Consider the following 17,839-nt stretch of genomic DNA (forward strand, 5'->3'; position numbering starts at 1 on the left):
ATTTTTCCTTAATCTGTAGTAAATGTAAGTGTTACAGTTCCAGTCTGAGTTGTCAGCTTCGAGGTGTCAATCGTTTGATTGTCCACAGTCACAGTAACTCCCTTCACTACACCTAAAGTAATAGTAACGGGACTCTTAGTTGAGACTATTGTTTTTGCATTCTTATTGTCTGCGGATAGTGTCACACCACCCTCCAGCTCACTTCCTGAAACACTAACCCAACTAGCTTCATCTGAAACTGCCAATTGAACAGTAGCAGTTTCCTTACTCGTTTTATACCGAGCTTCAATGCGGTTTCCTTCGCCTGACACTGTAATAGTTGATTCCGTAGTAGAAGACGAGCTAGACGTCTGACTACTAGAAGATGAACTAGATGAGGTGGTTGAACTAGTCGAGCTCACAACACTATAATTAGCTGAAGAAGGACTTGGCTGAGTTTGGATGTAGTTCCAGACATAGTAAGTGACAAAAATTAAAATTGACAAAGCAAATAGAACGAAATAAAACAAGGGGAGATAAGACGTTTTTTTCTTATTTGACCGTCTGCGACCAGACAAGTCTTCTTCATCGACATCTACCTCTTCATAAGTAATCATACTACCTGAATCATATGCATCCAAAACAATTCTTTCATCTAACTCTACTGCCCAGGCATATTTTCTTAAAAAAGAACGAGCATAGAAGGTACTAGGAAGTTGATCAAAATCATCTGCCTCCATAGCTTCTAGAAAATGCAACTGAATTTCAGTTTTTTCCTTCAATTCTTCTAAACTCAATCCCTGGTTAATTCTAGCTAAACGTAGAACCTCGCCAATTGTTTTTTTTCTCATACGTACCATTCCTTCTTTCTAGTATTAGTTATCTTTTAAGCTGGAAAGATTGTAAAATCAACTAGATCACCATTATCAATCAAACGATGTCCAGCTTCTAGAACATCCTCCAAAGTAATTTCCTGTAAAATTTTCGGAAAATCAAAAATTGTTTCTCCGCGATCCATCGGATCGTATTGAGTTGCAATAAATTCCAAAGAGTTCATGCTACTGAAAAATTCCCCAAACATCTCACTCTTAACAAGATCTAAATGTTCCTCTGTAATATCCGTATCACTACTAAACTGACGAATCGCTTTCCGAAATTGATGCGACAGAGAAACAGGCTCTTTGGTATCCATTGTCAATATCACAAAATGAAAGCGACTGTTGACTTCAACCTCAAGTGACAATGACGCATCTAACTTCCCAGTCTCATATAACTTTTGAAAACGATCAGAAGTCCAACCAAACATCATCGTAAATAGTAATTTCAATAAAATATTGTAACGATAAGACTCAGCTTCTGTTATTTGCCCATTACCTCTAATCGCAACAGCAAGTTTGGGTGAAGAAACTTCCATCCGAAGACTATCTGTTTGCTTCACAGACTGCAAGGGTAGTTTCTCTTTTGAAACGGTAAACTGTTCTAAAGTCTTCTTTTCCTTTTTCGAAAAGTATTCCTCAACAACTTTTACATCAATATTTCCAACTAAAAACAGTGACATGTTGACAGGTTTGTAAAAGTCAGTAAAGTTCTCTTTTAAATTTGAAACTTGAATATCAGAAATTGATTTTTCACTTCCAACTATATCTGTTGCTAAAGGAGTATCAGGATAAAGGTTGGCTAATGTTGCAAAAAACAAGCGTGAATCTGGATCATCTTGGTACATTTCTCGTTCTTGCTGGATAATATCCTGTTCCCTTAAAACCGATTCTTCTGTAAAATGAACATCTCCGACTAACTCATCTAGCAAATCTAAATTCTCTAATAGATGGTCAATTGTTGAAAAAAGATAGCTGGTCTTAGTAAAGCTTGTAAAGGCGTTACTGTCCGCACCTAATCGAGTAAAAGCAGCCATTATATCCTCAGAATTTTCTCTTTCAAACAATTTATGTTCAAGAAAATGTGCAATTCCTGCTGGATGATGACGTAAACCTTTTTCCAAGCTTGTATAAGTTGCATCTACAGAACCAAATTGAACCGTTACAATCCCATAAACCTCATTGAAATCTTGCTTAGGGAGTAAAGAAACTGTCAATCCATTTGACAATTGTGTTTTGTAGACTGTTTCCTTTACAGCAGGATAGTATTTTTCTTCAAAAGTAACCTTTGTCATTCTACTCCTTCCATAAAGTAAATCGCTTGTAACTTCAAACCATTGGCAACTTTACATACAGCTTCTTTATCAACATTCTCTAATTTTGCCACCAATCGATCAATGTCAAAGCTTGATTTTCCAAATAGAGCATTCAAATAGACTCTTTCAACTAGGGTCTGTTGATTATCTTGAGCCATCAACAAAGATCGTCGAATCATCTCCTTTGTTTGTTCAAGTTCAAAATCTGTAAAGTTACCCTTTTTCAGATCTAGCAATTGATGATTCATCATTTTTCTAGCCTGATTTCGATTTTCTCTATCAATACCCGCATACATCCTTAACAGACCACTAAATAAATCCAATTGACTAGAGACTGTATAGGCTATTCCAGCATTTTCACGAACGTTTGTAAAAAGTTTCGAATGTGCAAATTCACCCAACAAACCATTCATAACAAGCATGGGCAAATGCTCATCATCGCCATATTTTACAGGAGAATGATAGCCTAATTCTAAAATAGATTGCCCAACATTCCTCTGAATCATTCCCTCTCGTAAGACATTCGAATAAGATTGATGGTACTGGATAGTGATGCCGTTCTCTCTAGCTGTAAAGGGTAATGACTTCAGCGATTCTGTAATTTCTACTTCATTAAAATCACCTAAGAAAAAGAAATCAATACGATCATTTTTCAGAGCATTTTGAAAGCACGTGTAGCTACTTTCCGGAGACTCATTTGAAATACTATTTCGTAAATCACTGTATCTCAATTGAAGACGCTCATCATGAAAGAACAAGCTATCCAACTCCTTATGAGCAAAATAAAATGAATCATCCATATCAGTAGCTAAACTAGCCAATAACTGTTTTCTTTCAATTTCAAATAGGGCTGGCTCAAAAGCACCATCTTGAGCTAAGGGAGCAAATAAAGTCTGTTTCACCAATTCCAAAATTCGAGAAGTCAAGACATTCTTTTTACTTAAAAAATCATCCCTCACATAGGTAAACGTTAAGTCAAGAATATGTGCCTGTCCCCTACGATAAGAACTTGTGGAAATATCTGTTCCATATAAACTTGCCAAGTATCTGCGAAATACTTGAGATGTTGGGTAAACTTGATTTGCCGTCTCCAACATACTCGCGCTCAACATACGTCCTGCTATCGTCTCAAGAGATAAGGGAGCAGTAAAACGAATGGTAATTTTATTTGTTTTAAACTTTTTGGATTGAACAAAATGTGCTGAAATTCCAGGCACTAATTCCATACCTTACCTCCTTACATATAGAGTTCTATTATACCACGAAAATCAAAATTTTTCTTGTTCTCTTCATAGCTTTAAAGAGTAAAACCGTTTTCATTTCAGCTAACTTTCCTTCAGCTATTTCAAGGAAAATATGGTATAATACCAAAGATTGAGGTGAATTATGGAATACAAATTATTTGAAGAATTTATTACGCTCCAAGCCCTCCTAAAAGAACTTGGAATTATACAAAGCGGTGGTGCTATCAAATCCTTTTTAATAGATCATCAAGTTTACTTTAATGGCGAGTTAGAAAGTAGACGTGGGAAAAAAATCCGCATTGGAGATACGATTGACATTCCTGATTTAAAGATTGACATCACCTTGACACAACCAAGTTTAAAAGAGCAAGAAGAACATCAAGCAAATAAGATTGAGAAAGAGCGAATTGCTAAACTTGTTAAAGAGATGAATAAAGGTGTCAAGAAAGAAAAACAAAAAACTTCTTCATCGCCTAAAACCAAACAAGTTCCACGTTTTCCAGGAAGATAACCATGTGGCTCCAACATTTAACAATTAAAACCTTTCGAAACTACAAAGAGGCAAAAATTGATTTCAATCCAAAATTAAATGTCTTCCTAGGTCAAAATGCACAAGGAAAAACCAATATTCTAGAAGCAATCTATTTCTTAGCCTTGACACGTAGTCATCGGACTCGTACAGATAAAAATCTCATTCATTTTGATAACGAGCAACTCCATCTTTCTGGCTTGCTACAGAAGAAAACAAGCTCTATCCCTCTAGAAATTGATTTAACACCAAAAGGGCGTGTGACTAAGGTCAATCACTTAAAACAAGCGCGCCTATCAGACTACATTGGACATATGAATGTTGTCCTCTTTGCACCTGAAGATCTCCAGCTAATTAAAGGAGCGCCTTCTGTCCGTCGAAAGTTTATAGACATTGAACTGGGACAAATAAAACCAATCTACTTGTCAGACTTGTCAAACTACAACCATATACTCAAGCAGAGAAATACCTACCTAAAATCCAGCCAGAAGATTGACGAAACATTTCTGTCAGTCTTAGATGATCAGTTAGTAGAGTATGGTTGTCGCGTTATAAAGCATCGGATAAAATTCATTAAAGACTTAGAGAAATTTGGTCAAAAAAAACACTTAGAAATTTCAAATAAATTAGAAGAGTTGTCAATATTTTATCAATCATCTGTCAACTTCACTGATGAAGAACAGCTAACAAGTTCTTTTAAAATTGCTTTGGAGAAAAGCAGATCCAGAGACTTATTTAAAAAGAATACTGGAGTTGGCCCTCATCGAGATGATATTTCTTTTTATATCAATGGTATGGATGCTAGTTTTGGAAGCCAAGGTCAACATCGTAGTCTAGTACTTTCTATCAAACTAGCAGAGATTGAGCTAATGGAAAGTATTACAAACGAGTCTCCGATACTACTGCTTGATGATGTTATGAGCGAACTTGACAATACACGGCAACTAAAATTACTAGAAACCATCTCTCAATCTATCCAAACCTTTATTACAACAACAAGTTTAGACCACTTACAAAACTTACCAAAAAATCTTAGCATTTTCAACATCCAAAACGGTAAAATTTCTGTAAATTAACATTGACAACATTGTAAACAAAAAGAACTCCTGAAAATCAGGAGTTCTTTTTTACTACTTACATGGAGTAGTTTGGCGCTTCATTAGTGATTTGTACATCATGAGGATGGCTTTCTTTTAGACCAGCCCCAGACATTTCAATAAATTGAGCATTGTCGTGTAGTTCTTTAAGGTTAGCTGCACCACAGTAACCCATACCAGAGCGAATACCTCCAATCATTTGGAAGACAATATCAGCTGCTGCTCCTTTATAGGCAACACGGCCTTCAATTCCTTCTGGAACGAGTTTGTTTGCTTCATTGACAGAACCTTGGAAGTAACGGTCACTTGAACCTTTCTTCATTGCAGCGATTGATCCCATACCACGGTAGGTCTTAAACTTACGTCCTTGGAAGATTTCCGTTTCACCTGGTGCTTCGTCTGTTCCTGCAAACATTGATCCAAGCATAACTGCATTCCCACCTGCAGCAAGGGCTTTCACGATATCTCCAGAGTACTTGATTCCACCATCAGCAATAATCGTTTTTCCATATTCGCGCGCAACTGCTGCCGCATCATAGATTGCTGTCACTTGTGGAACACCAACCCCTGCAATCACGCGAGTGGTACAAATAGAACCTGGTCCGATACCGACTTTGACAACATCTACACCTGCATCATAAAGAGCACGCGCACCTTCTGCAGTGGCAATATTACCCGCAATCAAAGTGCGGTCTGGGAAGTGAGCACGAATCTCAGCAATTTTACGCAAGACACCTGCAGAATGACCATGTGCAGTATCAATAACAATCGCATCCGCTCCTGCTTCAAAAAGAGCCTCTGCACGTTCAAATGTATCTGAAGTAACACCTACTGCACCAGCAACTAGAAGACGACCAAACTCATCTTTTGCTGCATTAGGAAATTCAATTACTTTTTCGATATCTTTAATAGTAATCAAGCCAGAAAGACGACCTTCTTCATCAACCAAAGGAAGTTTTTCAATACGGTGTTCTTGAAGAATGCTTTCAGCTGTTGCAAGATCTGTACCAACAGGAGCAGTAACAAGATTTTCACTAGTCATATGGTTTGAGATTGGCTGATTGTAATCTGAAATAAAGCGAAGATCTCGGTTTGTTAGAATACCAACCAATTTACGATTTTCAAGTGTCTCCACAACTGGAACACCACTGATACGGTAACGTCCCATCAGTTCATCTGCTTCAGCAATAGTGTGTTCTGGAGTCAAGAAGAATGGATCAATAATAACACCATTTTCAGAACGTTTTACCTTGCGAACTTCATCCGCCTGTTGCGCAATAGACATATTTTTATGGATTACTCCAAGACCACCCGCACGAGCAATGGCAATAGCCATTTGACTTTCTGTGACTGTATCCATGGCGGCTGTTATAATTGGGATATTTAAAGTCAGATTATCTGCCAATTTTGTTGTTAAATCTGCATCATTAGGCAACACATGACTTTCTGCTGGAATGAGCAATACATCATCAAAGGTAAAACCTTTTTTTAAAAATTTAGTATCCCAATTAGACATTGAAGTTTCCTCTTTTCTTTCTTTTTGAGCTTGACTCTTTTTGTATTGTATCTATCATACCATTCTATGAAAATTTGTCAATTATATTTATGGTAGAAATCATAAAAAACTATCCCTGTGATCCTATGGAAGAGATAGTTTTACGATTCATATTTTATCTATTATTTAAAATAATTTAGTCCCATTGCTCCCTTAACTTCAGATAGAGTTTGCCCCGCAACCTCACGCGCTTTCTCACTACCTTTTTGAAGCATATTGTACACTTCTCCCATATCCTTAGCAAATTCGATACGGCGCTCACGAATAGGGCCAAGTTCCCGTTCTAATATTTCAAGTAGATAACGTTTCGTCTTTACATCACCAAGACCACCACGTTGGTAGTTTTCTTTCATCTCTGCAATGTCTTGAGCATCTTCTGGACGACCAAACACATCTAGATAATGGAAAACCATATTTCCTTCAATCTTACCTGGATCCTCCACTCGAATATGATCCGGATCAGTATACATGCTCATGACTTTTTTACGCAACGTATCCGCATCATCTGCTAGATAAATACCATTATTAAGGGATTTAGACATTTTAGCATTTCCATCTAAACCAGGCAAACGTCCTGCTCTCTCATTTTCTGGATAAATACCTTCCGGCTCCACCAAGACCTCACAATTATAAGCATGATTAAAGGAACGAACAATCTCACGAGTTTGCTCAATCATTGGTTTCTGATCTGTCCCAACAGGAACATAATTAGCCTTGAAGGCAGTAATATCTGCTGCTTGCGCAATCGGATAAACCAAAAATCCTGTCGGAATACTTTCTCCAAACCCTTTTTGATCAATCTCTGTTTTTACTGTCGGATTCCGTTCCAAACGAGCTAGTGACACCAAATTCATATAGTACATAGACAGCTCAGCCAACTCTGGAATCTGGCTTTGAATAAAGATAGTTGATTTACTTGGATCTAATCCAACTGCTAGGTAATCTAAGGCAACATTCCCAATCGATTCTACAATCGTTTGAGGGTCTTTGGCGTGATCTGTCAATGCTTGTTGGTCCGCCAAAAAAACAAACATGTCATACTTGTCTTCTTCCTGCAGTAATACTCTATTTTTAAGACTCCCAACATAATGTCCAATATGCAGTTTTCCTGTTGGGCGATCTCCTGTTAAAATAATGGGTTTCGTCATTTTTTTCTCCTTCGAAATGGTCTCTTCAATTATAGCATTTTTTTGTTAAAATAACAGAAAATTATTTAAATCAAACAACTAACTTATTGTAAACAAACCTGTAAACTTAATTGACACAAAATTGACAAACAAAAATTTGAATATTTCTCTCTTTTCTAGTAGAATAAATATATTACATATTATAGGAGAAAAACATTGCTTACAGTATCTGATGTTTCACTACGTTTTAGTGATCGCAAACTTTTTGATGATGTCAATATCAAATTTACAGAAGGAAATACATACGGATTAATTGGTGCTAATGGTGCTGGGAAGTCTACATTCTTAAAAATTCTAGCTGGTGATATCGAACCAACAACTGGTCACATCTCTCTTGGTCCAGATGAACGTCTCTCTGTCCTCCGTCAAAATCACTTTGACTATGAAGATGAGCGAGTTATTGATGTTGTCATTATGGGAAATGAAAAACTTTACAACATCATGAAAGAAAAAGATGCCATTTACATGAAGGAAGATTTTTCCGATGAAGATGGTGTTCGTGCAGCCGAACTCGAAGGTGAATTTGCTGAACTTGGAGGTTGGGAAGCAGAAAGTGAAGCATCCCAATTACTTCAAAACCTAAACATTCCAGAAGAATTGCACTATCAAAACATGAGCGAATTGGCCAATGGTGAAAAAGTGAAGGTTCTCCTTGCTAAAGCACTTTTTGGTAAACCAGATGTTCTTCTCTTGGACGAGCCGACCAACGGGTTGGACATCCAATCTATTACTTGGCTAGAAGACTTCTTGATTGACTTTGATAACACTGTTATCGTAGTATCCCACGACCGTCACTTCTTAAACAAAGTGTGTACTCATATGGCTGACCTTGACTTTGGAAAAATTAAACTCTATGTTGGAAACTACGACTTCTGGAAGGAATCTTCTGAGCTTGCTGCTAAATTGCTAGCAGACCGTAATGCCAAGGCAGAAGAAAAAATTAAGCAATTGCAAGAATTCGTTGCTCGCTTCTCTGCCAACGCTTCTAAGTCAAGACAAGCAACGTCTCGTAAAAAAATGCTTGACAAGATTGAATTAGAAGAAATTGTTCCTTCTAGTCGTAAATACCCATTTATCAACTTTAAAGCAGAACGTGAGATTGGTAATGATTTCTTGACAGTAGAAAATTTAACTGTAAAGATTGATGGCGAAACTATCCTAGACAATATTAGTTTCATCTTGCGTCCAGGTGATAAGACAGCTCTTATTGGACAAAATGACATCCAAACGACTGCATTAATTCGTGCAATTATGGGTGACATTGACTATGAAGGAACTGTCAAGTGGGGAGTTACTACTAGCCGTTCTTACTTGCCAAAAGACAACTCGGCTGATTTTGCAGGAGGAGAGTCAATCCTTGACTGGTTGCGTCAATTTGCAAGTAAAGAAGAAGATGACAATACCTTCCTACGTGGTTTCCTTGGTCGTATGCTCTTCTCTGGTGATGAGGTTAACAAACCTGTAAACGTCTTGTCAGGGGGAGAAAAAGTACGTGTCATGCTTTCAAAACTCATGCTCTTGAAATCAAATGTCCTTGTACTTGATGATCCAACAAATCACTTGGACTTGGAATCTATCTCAAGCTTGAACGATGGATTGAAAAACTTTAAAGAATCAATCATCTTTGCCAGTCATGACCACGAGTTTATCCAAACTTTGGCAAACCATATCATTGTTTTGTCTAAGAATGGCGTCATTGATCGTATTGATGAAACCTATGATGAATTCCTAGAAAATGCAGAAGTACAAGCAAAAGTTAAAGAACTTTGGAAAGACTAAAAGACTTCAAAACTCAGTTGGGGTAACCAACTGAGTTTTCTATCATTCTATGAGGTAACATGAAATCATTTTTTAAAACATATTGGACCTATTTTGTTTCTTTTATCATTCCTGTAGTAATTATGACCGGAGTATACCTAACTCAAGGTATCTACTGGAATAGCGATACATCTCCACTATTAGGAGACGGTTTCCATCAATACGTTATTTTTGATGTGGCTTTACGAAATATTTTACATGGAAATGGTAGTTTGTTTTACACCTTTACAAGTGGCCTCGGACTGAATTTCTATGCTCTATCTAGTTATTACTTGGGTAGTTTTCTCTCACCTCTGGTTTACTTTTTTAATCTGTCGAATATGCCAGATGCTGTTTATCTGACCACTCTCTTAAAATTTGGATTGATTGGTCTGTCAACCTTCTTTAGTTTGACTAGATTATTTAAAGATATCCCAAAATTTTTAAAACTTGCCTTATCTACTTCCTATGCTCTAATGAGCTTTACCATTAGTCAGTTAGAGATAAAAACCTGGCTAGATGTTTTTATCTTGATTCCTTTAATTATAACTGGTTTATACCTACTTATAACACAAAAGAAGCGCCTACTATACTTTACAAGTTTGTCAATCTTATTTATTCAAAATTATTATTTTGGGTATATGACAGCATTGTTTCTTATTTTCTGGTACCTCTGCCAAATTTCTTGGGACTTTAAAACTCGAAAATCATCTTTTCTTGATTTTATTGTTACCTCCTTTTTAGCTGGAATGACTAGTTTGATTATGACTCTTCCTACACTGTTTGATTTACAAACTCATGGAGAGAAGTTGACTGCCATCACAAAATTAAAGACAGACAGTAGCTGGTATCTGGATATTTTTGCAAAACAATTCATTGGATCTTTTGATACAACTAAGTATGGATCTATACCAATGATTTTTGTTGGATTGCTTCCCTTTATTTTAACCATTCTATTTTTCACAATAAAATCCATAAGGTTTCACGTGAAACTTACCTATGCAATTTTCTTTACTTTTTTAATAACAAGCTTTTACATAGAAGCACTTGATTTATTTTGGCAAGGGATGCATACCCCAAATATGTTTTTGCATCGCTATGCTTGGATTTTTTCTACTCTGTTAATTTATACTGCAGCAGAAGTCTTAAATCGTCTGAAAGAACTGAAGCTATGGAATCTATTTGTCTCACTTTTTCTTGTACTAACAGGATTTTTGGCTACTGTCTATTTTAAATCACACTATTCTTTTTTAACTGATTTGAATATCCTACTCACTCTTGAATTTCTACTAGTTTATGCTCTTTTACTTCTTGCAGTCATTAGAAAATTTATCTCTGTAAATCTATTTGCAATCCTTTTGTCTTTATTTATAACAGCTGAGATAAGCTTAAATGCATCATCTCAAATGGAAGGAATAGCTAAAGAATGGGCCTTTGCTTCTCGTAGTGCCTATAATAGAGATATCACCGCTATGGAATCCATTCTAAACCAAATTGACAATCCATTTACACGTACTGAAAAACTACAAATTCAGACGGGAAATGACAGTATGAAATTTAACTACAATGGAATCTCTCAATTTTCGTCTGTACGAAATCGTTCAGCTAGCACTAGTTTGGATAAACTGGGATTCAAATCCTCTGGAACCAACCTCAATCTCCGTTATGCAAATAATAGTCTTTTAGCAGATAGTTTATTTGGAATCCAGTACAATATTTCTGAAACTTCACTTGATAAGTATGGCTTTCAAGAGATTTATCAAAAGGATCATTTAACCTTATATAAAAATCAACTCTCTTTACCCATTGCCTTTGCCACTCAATCTATTTACACCGATGTAAACTTTAATAATCACACTCTAGATAATCAGGCTTTATTTATAAACCAGCTTGCTAATCTCAACTTAGATTACTTCTCCCAAATAGCATATGATAAAACAGATACTTCAGATGGTTTAACGAGCATCACAGGTTCTGCGAATGAAGATGCAAAGATTGATTATCAAATTGAGGTTCCTCAAAATAGTCAAGTCTATCTCTCTTTTTCAAATCTTCATTTTACGAATGATAAACAAAAGAAAGTTGACATCATTGTCAACGGTGAAAAAAAGACTTTTACAACTGACAATGCATTTAATTTCTTTAATTTAGGTTATACTGAAGAACAAAAAACTTTCAATATCAGTATTAGTTTTCCTGGAAATTCTCAAGTATCATTTGAATCACCGACCTTCTATCGTTTAGATACTCAGGCTCTTACTGAAGCAATCCAAAAAATTAAAGAACAACCTGTAGAAGTATCCACCTCTAAAAATAAAGTCTTTGCTACATATGAAGTAAAACAAGATACCTCTATTTTCTTCACTATTCCTTATGACAAAGGTTGGTCTGCATACCAAGATGGGAAAAAACTTGAAATCAAGCAGGCTCAGACTGGTTTTATGAAAGTTGATGTTCCAAAAGGAAAAGGCACCATTACACTTTCCTTTATCCCCAATGGTTTTGTTATTGGAGCAGCCTGCTCACTAACTGCCCTTCTTCTTTTTGGGATCTATAATCACAGACGAAATTTATCTAAGACAGAAAAAGATTGACCAATTCCTTGGTCAATCTTTTTAATCTTCTTCCATTTTCTTAGGTTGATAAGCTAGCATACCTAAAGCAGTAAAGAAAGCTAGAGTTATAATAAGGAAAATCACTTGATGATGAATATTTCCTGTCATAGAGATTGTTTGTCGTAAACCTGATACAGAGTAACTCATTGGTAACCAAGGATTGACACCTTTGAAGAAATCATTTGTCAAAGCAAGTGGATAGGTCCCTGCACTTGATGCTAACTGTAATAAAAGTAAAATAAGAGAGAAGAAAGCTCCTATACGGCTATTCCAAGTTGTTAAAGCTGTCACCATAGACATGAAAGCTAAACTTGTGATTATAATTAGAATCAAGGTCCTCATCTCATGGTTCGCAGTCAATCCAATAAGATGGACACCTCCATAAACTAAAACACCTGCTAAGACAGCTATAATCCCATTTATTTCAGAGCGAGACTTCAACCAAGCCCAACGACTCTCTGGATGACGTCCAGAAGGCAACTTAGCAAAAATCATATTGGTAGATATAGCAGCAACAAAAAGAGCAACTGATATCATATAAGGAGCCATAGCAATCCCATTTACAGGGACTTGGTCATTGTCTGTTTTTGAGAGAACTAGAGGTTCAGATAATGTTTCTGCATTTTTAGATTCTGTCGAAGCTGATTTAAGTTGATTATTAGCATTGCCTAATCCTTGTCCTAATGAATCAACTCCTGTCTGTAAATCTTCAAGACTAGAGGTTAAGGTTGTTCCACCAGCAGATAGTTTTCCAGCACCATCTGCTATCTTCATAGCGCCACTTCCTAGTTGGGATGCTGCAGAAAGTAACTGTGTTGATTTGTCTGTTAATTGACCAGAGCCAAATTGTAATTTAGTAAGACCTGCTATCAGCTCTGGGCTCTTATTATTCAATTGAGCAGAACCAGATGACAAACTTTCTATACCTGATACTAATTCTGGAGTTTTTCCAGCTAACGCATCTACTCCAGCTGTCAAGGTTGATGTGTTTTCTGTCAACTTACTTGATCCAGAAACTAATTGATCTAGACTAGTTGTTAAATTTGCATTCTTTTCACTTAGTTGATTAGCACCTATAGAAATAGTATCCAATCCTTTAGTGTAGTTTACAACTCCTTTTTCGATTGACTGACTTCCAGGAACTAACTGATTATTTACAGAAGTTTGTAATGTTGTAAATCCATTTGACAAGGTTGTCAAGGAGCTAGATGCTACAGGTAAGAGTTGATTTGCTTTCGTCTGTACATCAGATAGATTAGTTACTTGTTGTTCTGAATTCTCTATACTTTCTTTTAATCCCCCTACTGTTGTTAAAATTGTTTTTGCTGACTCAATAGTAGAATTAGAATTTTTAGAAATAGCTTCTGTCAGTTCTTTCTTTTGTTCCTCTGTAAGAGATTGATAAGTAGCTGTTGATTGAAGATTTGCAAGAGTTTTCTCTTGTTCTGTCTGACTTTTGGTCACAATATCCTGAGCAAGAGTTGTTAGATTTGGCAAAGCTTCTGACAATGTACTTTTCAGTTGAGTGTTATCTGATATTGTAAGAGCTTGTAGTGTTTTATTTAGTTCTCCTAAGCTTGTTGCCAATTGCGCTATTTCTTCACTTTGTTGAGATGAGGACTCTAATTGGCTTGAAATTTCTTTAATACCAGTATTTAATTGCTCCATTCCATCTCTTAGTGTATCTGATTGATTGGATAATTGACTTGTTCCGTTAGAAAGTTCTTTCACACTATTTGTATAAGCATTTACACCAACTGAAAATTGATTGAGACCTGTATCCAGTTGTGAAACGCCACCTGTATAAGACTTTATACCTGTATTTAGCTGATTTACACCTGTCACCAACTCAGGAGTTTTTGAAGCTAATTGACCAAGTCCAGTGTCAACTTGTGAGACAGCATTTGTATAACTTTGTAAACCACTATTAAAAGTTCCTAAACCAATATGTAATTGCTCTATAGCAGACACATAGCTAGATAAGCCTTTTGTAAATTGATCCGCTCCATTTGAAAAAGTTACACTTGAATTAGCTAGAGTATTAAGATTTGTCGTCAACGTTTGACTTCCCGTCACCAACTGATCGGCTCCATTAGCCAATTGTTCACTTCCTTCAGCTGCCTTATTTATTCCAGATTTCAAATCATTCATTTTTTGAAATAAAGCCTTAGTGTATGTTTCCGTAACATTAGTAGAGACAGTTTGTTTTAATTGTGTCATTGCAGAATCACTCATCTTACTTGCAATAAAGCTATGCCCACTTGACGTCTGATAATCAATCTGCATCTGTTCAGGATGATTCGTTAGGATAGAAGTAGCTTTTTCAGATAAGTCACTTGGTAAAGTCACTACCATGTAGTAGTCACCATCTTCTAGCCCTTTTTCCCCTTCCTCTTCATTAACAAAGTGAAAATCTAAAGCCTTATTTTCTTTTAAATTAGACACCATGTCTTCACCTATTCTCATTGTCTGTCCATTATAAGAAGCTTCCTTATCTTTATTGACAACTGCCACAGGTAACTCCGATACTTGACCATATGGATCCCACATGGACGATAAAAATATAATGTTGTATAAAGCTGGAATGAGAGAAATCCCTATCATTACAATGATAAAGGTCGGTTTTTTAAATATTGCTTTCCATTCTTTAAACATGCTTCCTCCTTTTTTAAACATATTGTCTAAAATTTTGATATAATAGATTATACATCAAAAAATCTAAATTACAAGGTAAAAAATATTTTTTTAGACACATAGTCTATTTTTGTTTACAAGGAGGAATTATGAAAGAAAGTAACAAACGTTTAAAAACAAAACGAATTATCGAAAATGCCATGGTTCAATTATTGATGGACCAGCCCTTTGATCAAATTTCTACTGTCAAGTTAGCAGAAAAAGCCGGAATTAGTCGTTCCAGCTTTTACACTCACTATAAGGATAAATATGATATGATTGAACTCTACCAAAATAAGCTATTTCATACCTTTGAGTATATTTTCCAAAAACATGCTCATCATAAAAGAGATGCTATTTTAGAAGTATTTGAATATTTAGAGTCTGAACCACTATTGGCTGCACTCTTGTCTGAAAACGGGACAAAAGAAATCCAAAATTTCTTGAGAAATAAGCTTCACATTATGCTTAGCACCGACCTTCAGAAACGCTTTATGAAACTACAACTCACTCCAATTGAATTAGAATACAGTAGTATTTATCTAACAAATGCCCTATTTGGTGTTTGCCAGACTTGGATTGCTCACGGAAAAAAAGAAAGTCCGCAAGAAATGACAGACTTCCTTATGAAAATGTTAGGTGATGTCAACTAAAAAAGAACACCAATGGTGTTCTTTTTATCTAACTCCGCCAGTAGGACTCGAACCTACGACATCATGATTAACAGTCATGCGCTACTACCAACTGAGCTATGGCGGATAAAATAGTCCGTACGGGATTCGAACCCGTGTTACCGCCGTGAAAAGGCGGTGTCTTAACCCCTTGACCAACGGACCATCTATCTGTAGCAGATATAACCATTATATCAATTTCTTACTAATTGTCAATCACTTTTTAGATTTTTTCTCTAGAATATCTTTTAGTTTGCGGACTTTTAAACGAGTAATCGGACAACGATGATCTTCATAAAAGACAACTTCTAAATTCTTTCGATCAATTTCTCTCACATTTCCCACATTGACAAGGAAAGATTTATGGGAGCAATAAAATCGCTGGGTATGTTTGTCCTTTTCCTGAATATCTGTCATAGTTCCATAGAATTCTTTTGCAAAATTCTTACCAATAATCCGAAGTTTATGAGAAACTCCTGTGGTTTCGATATACAAAATGTCATGGTAAGGAATTTTCAAATCATTTCCTTTATAGTTGTAATCAAAATAGTCTACAACATCTTCGTTTTCAAGCAGCATGCTCTTAGTGTAAAAAATACTCTGCTCGATGCGTTTTTTGAACAATTCATCATTGATATCTTTATCAACAAAATCTAGGGCTGATACCTGGTATTTGTACGTTAAGGTAGCAAATTCAGATCGACTAGTAATAAAGACAATAATAGCATAAGGATTGTGATGACGGATAAATTGAGCCACTTCAAAGCCTTTTTTCTCGATTCCATGAATATCAATATCTAGGAAATAAAGCTGGTTTACTTCATCATTTTCGATATATTCCTTAAACTCACGAACTTTTCCTGTTGTCTTATATGAAATAGGAATATTCGATTCTTCTGAGATTTCATTTAATATTCTCTCTAGTCTCACTTGATGTTCAATAACATCTTCTAAAATTAATACTTTCATTCGAATTCCCTCTTAAATCTAATAATTTGTCTAAATGTGTTGTCTTCCATCTCAGTTTCTAAGATAATGTTGTCATACTTATCTAAAATCTCTTTGACATTATTGAGTCCTAGACCTCTATTTCTTCCCTTGGTAGAGAAACCTAAGGCAAATAGATCCTCTGAAGGCGTCATAGTGATTTTGCATGAATTCTGGATAACTATAACTGTTTCAAAATCCATTTTAATGACTGCAACTTCCATTTGTTTCAAGTAACTATCTGCAGCACCTTCAACGGCATTGTTTAATAAAATGCTCATGATACGAACAAGATCAAGTAAATCTATTGACAGTCTAGTAATGATATCCTTTACTTCCAATGTAAACTCTACATCATTTTTTCGTGCATAGACAATCGATTGAGCAATTAAACTTCGTAAAGCAGAATCTTCTATATTATTTAAATCAAAGTAAGTATATTTTTCTGACCTCAATTTCTGATTTGCTTTTACTAAAACTTCATTGTAAACCCTGTTAATTTCTTGTAAATCTCCACTGTCAATCGCCATTTGCATGCTAACAAGCATCCCTGCATAGTCATGACGAAAACCTCGAATTTCATTATACAACTCCACAATTTCGTCAGTATAAGTCTGTAAATGTTTTTGTTCAAATTTCTTTTGTTTTAGAGCAATCTCTTTTTCAATTTGAACCTTGTGAGAATTCATTGCAAAGAAAATCAATAACAAGCAAATAAAAACAATGGTTGATAAAATACTTCCAAAGCTATTTAAATGATGAGTTGTACTTACTATATCTGAAATAAACAATAAGATATGCAAACCAAAAAAAGCAACTATTACTTTTTTTAAAAAAGGGTACAGATAATCTTTATCAAAATATTTAATATCCAGATGAAAATAACGAATTATTATTAGAATAGAAAAATAAGTCATCAACAATACTACTAAAAGAAATGTACTTTTATAATGTAATACTACTTCATCTCCTGTTATAGAAGATAAAGTTACGGATATAAAAGTATGGGTACTGTGATATAATAAAGACAATAGTAAACTGATAAAAATAGCTTTGTATTTTTCAGACTTCTTTAACTTTCTTAAATAAAGGTACACAACCAAAGGAAATAAAAATTTAGACAAAGCAAAACTATTAGAATATACTAGTGTAATAATTTCTTCAAGTATAAAAACTGAGATACATGTGTAACAGAAAAAAACAATTTGTTCTTTTCTATTTATTTTACAAATCCATTCATAACTTTTGCTAATGATGAGAAAATAAAAAATAGCTATCCCTAATCCAAATAAATCCATTACTCTCTACCTTTAT

At 35.4% G+C, this 17,839-nt stretch carries 13 protein-coding genes and 2 tRNA genes; 5 read left to right on the forward strand and 10 right to left on the reverse strand.

The window, feature by feature from the left end:
• Positions 1–8: 8 nt before the first annotated feature.
• From rodZ to yfmF, 3 genes are read right to left on the reverse strand one after another with little or no spacing between them, the layout of a single operon-like run.
• On the reverse strand, positions 9–830 hold the full coding sequence (gene rodZ / locus M1G01_RS07155; RefSeq protein WP_247931483.1) for a cytoskeleton protein RodZ: 822 nt from the start codon (positions 828–830) through the stop codon (positions 9–11).
• Between the two features lie 35 nt (positions 831–865).
• On the reverse strand, positions 866–2,149 hold the full coding sequence (gene yfmH / locus M1G01_RS07160; RefSeq protein ID WP_247917509.1) for an EF-P 5-aminopentanol modification-associated protein YfmH: 1,284 nt from the start codon (positions 2,147–2,149) through the stop codon (positions 866–868).
• On the reverse strand, positions 2,146–3,396 hold the full coding sequence (yfmF, locus tag M1G01_RS07165; RefSeq protein ID WP_247931484.1) for an EF-P 5-aminopentanol modification-associated protein YfmF: 1,251 nt from the start codon (positions 3,394–3,396) through the stop codon (positions 2,146–2,148). The genes yfmH and yfmF overlap by 4 nt, the downstream gene beginning before the upstream one ends.
• A 160-nt stretch (positions 3,397–3,556) precedes the next feature.
• Between yfmF and yaaA the strand changes: the two genes are divergently transcribed.
• Both yaaA and recF read left to right on the forward strand, forming a co-directional pair.
• Entirely contained in the window at positions 3,557–3,925 is a 369-nt protein-coding gene (gene yaaA / locus M1G01_RS07170) for a S4 domain-containing protein YaaA (protein ID WP_247931485.1), read from the forward strand.
• A 2-nt stretch (positions 3,926–3,927) separates the two neighbouring features.
• On the forward strand, positions 3,928–5,019 hold the full coding sequence (recF, locus tag M1G01_RS07175; RefSeq protein ID WP_247931486.1) for a DNA replication/repair protein RecF: 1,092 nt from the start codon (positions 3,928–3,930) through the stop codon (positions 5,017–5,019).
• 58 nt (positions 5,020–5,077) lie between these two features.
• Here the strand turns inward: recF and guaB are convergent, their stop codons facing one another.
• Positions 5,078–6,556, reverse strand: a complete 1,479-nt coding sequence (guaB, locus tag M1G01_RS07180; RefSeq protein ID WP_000073416.1) for an IMP dehydrogenase — start codon at positions 6,554–6,556, stop codon at positions 5,078–5,080.
• Positions 6,557–6,717: 161 nt separating this feature from the next.
• Positions 6,718–7,743 carry a tryptophan--tRNA ligase gene (gene trpS / locus M1G01_RS07185; protein WP_247931487.1) on the reverse strand — a complete coding sequence of 342 codons (1,026 nt, stop codon included), beginning with the start codon at positions 7,741–7,743 and terminating at the stop codon, positions 6,718–6,720.
• Positions 7,744–7,938: 195 nt separating this feature from the next.
• Here trpS and M1G01_RS07190 point away from each other — a divergent pair, with 195 nt between their 5' ends.
• Together M1G01_RS07190 and M1G01_RS07195 are read left to right on the forward strand one after the other, a co-directional pair.
• Positions 7,939–9,561 carry an ATP-binding cassette domain-containing protein gene (locus M1G01_RS07190; protein ID WP_247931488.1) on the forward strand — a complete coding sequence of 541 codons (1,623 nt, stop codon included), beginning with the start codon at positions 7,939–7,941 and terminating at the stop codon, positions 9,559–9,561.
• A 59-nt stretch (positions 9,562–9,620) separates the two neighbouring features.
• Positions 9,621–12,173: a YfhO family protein gene (locus M1G01_RS07195; protein ID WP_125388517.1), complete on the forward strand. Its 2,553-nt coding sequence runs from the start codon at positions 9,621–9,623 to the stop codon at positions 12,171–12,173.
• A gap of 21 nt (positions 12,174–12,194) precedes the next feature.
• Here the strand turns inward: M1G01_RS07195 and M1G01_RS07200 are convergent, their stop codons facing one another.
• Complete coding sequence (locus tag M1G01_RS07200; protein ID WP_247931489.1) at positions 12,195–14,849, reverse strand: YhgE/Pip domain-containing protein; 2,655 nt, start codon at positions 14,847–14,849, stop codon at positions 12,195–12,197.
• A 128-nt stretch (positions 14,850–14,977) separates the two neighbouring features.
• On the opposite strand from M1G01_RS07200, the gene M1G01_RS07205 reads away from it, so the two are divergent.
• Positions 14,978–15,520: a TetR/AcrR family transcriptional regulator gene (locus M1G01_RS07205; RefSeq protein ID WP_247931490.1), complete on the forward strand. Its 543-nt coding sequence runs from the start codon at positions 14,978–14,980 to the stop codon at positions 15,518–15,520.
• A gap of 32 nt (positions 15,521–15,552) precedes the next feature.
• Here the strand turns inward: M1G01_RS07205 and M1G01_RS07210 are convergent.
• The 4 genes from M1G01_RS07210 to comD all read right to left on the reverse strand — a co-directional run bounded on the left by M1G01_RS07210 (position 15,553) and on the right by comD (position 17,823).
• Positions 15,553–15,626 (reverse strand) — tRNA-Asn (locus tag M1G01_RS07210).
• A 5-nt stretch (positions 15,627–15,631) separates the two neighbouring features.
• Positions 15,632–15,703 (reverse strand) — tRNA-Glu (locus M1G01_RS07215).
• Positions 15,704–15,754: 51 nt separating this feature from the next.
• Positions 15,755–16,507: a competence system response regulator transcription factor ComE gene (gene comE, locus M1G01_RS07220; RefSeq protein ID WP_000866079.1), complete on the reverse strand. Its 753-nt coding sequence runs from the start codon at positions 16,505–16,507 to the stop codon at positions 15,755–15,757.
• On the reverse strand, positions 16,504–17,823 hold the full coding sequence (gene comD, locus M1G01_RS07225) for a GHKL domain-containing protein (protein WP_247931491.1): 1,320 nt from the start codon (positions 17,821–17,823) through the stop codon (positions 16,504–16,506). Before comD ends, comE begins: the two co-directional genes overlap by 4 nt.
• Positions 17,824–17,839 lie beyond the last annotated feature (16 nt).

This window comes from Streptococcus oralis, assembly GCF_023110055.1.
Taxonomy (GTDB): Bacteria; Bacillota; Bacilli; order Lactobacillales; family Streptococcaceae; genus Streptococcus; species Streptococcus oralis_BY.

Bases quoted from the DNA above. Each gene is read 5' to 3' on its own strand.
- trpS (WP_247931487.1), bottom strand. From the start codon at position 7,743: ATGACGAAACCCATTATTTTAACAGGAGATCGCCCAACAGGAAAACTG.
- yaaA (WP_247931485.1), top strand. From the start codon at position 3,557: ATGGAATACAAATTATTTGAAGAATTTATTACGCTCCAAGCCCTCCTA.
- comE (WP_000866079.1), bottom strand. From the start codon at position 16,507: ATGAAAGTATTAATTTTAGAAGATGTTATTGAACATCAAGTGAGACTA.
- M1G01_RS07195 (WP_125388517.1), top strand. From the start codon at position 9,621: ATGAAATCATTTTTTAAAACATATTGGACCTATTTTGTTTCTTTTATC.
- M1G01_RS07205 (WP_247931490.1), top strand. From the start codon at position 14,978: ATGAAAGAAAGTAACAAACGTTTAAAAACAAAACGAATTATCGAAAAT.
- comD (WP_247931491.1), bottom strand. From the start codon at position 17,823: ATGGATTTATTTGGATTAGGGATAGCTATTTTTTATTTTCTCATCATT.
- yfmF (WP_247931484.1), bottom strand. From the start codon at position 3,396: ATGGAATTAGTGCCTGGAATTTCAGCACATTTTGTTCAATCCAAAAAG.
- rodZ (WP_247931483.1), bottom strand. From the start codon at position 830: ATGAGAAAAAAAACAATTGGCGAGGTTCTACGTTTAGCTAGAATTAAC.
- guaB (WP_000073416.1), bottom strand. From the start codon at position 6,556: ATGTCTAATTGGGATACTAAATTTTTAAAAAAAGGTTTTACCTTTGAT.
- recF (WP_247931486.1), top strand. From the start codon at position 3,928: ATGTGGCTCCAACATTTAACAATTAAAACCTTTCGAAACTACAAAGAG.
- yfmH (WP_247917509.1), bottom strand. From the start codon at position 2,149: ATGACAAAGGTTACTTTTGAAGAAAAATACTATCCTGCTGTAAAGGAA.
- M1G01_RS07200 (WP_247931489.1), bottom strand. From the start codon at position 14,849: ATGTTTAAAGAATGGAAAGCAATATTTAAAAAACCGACCTTTATCATT.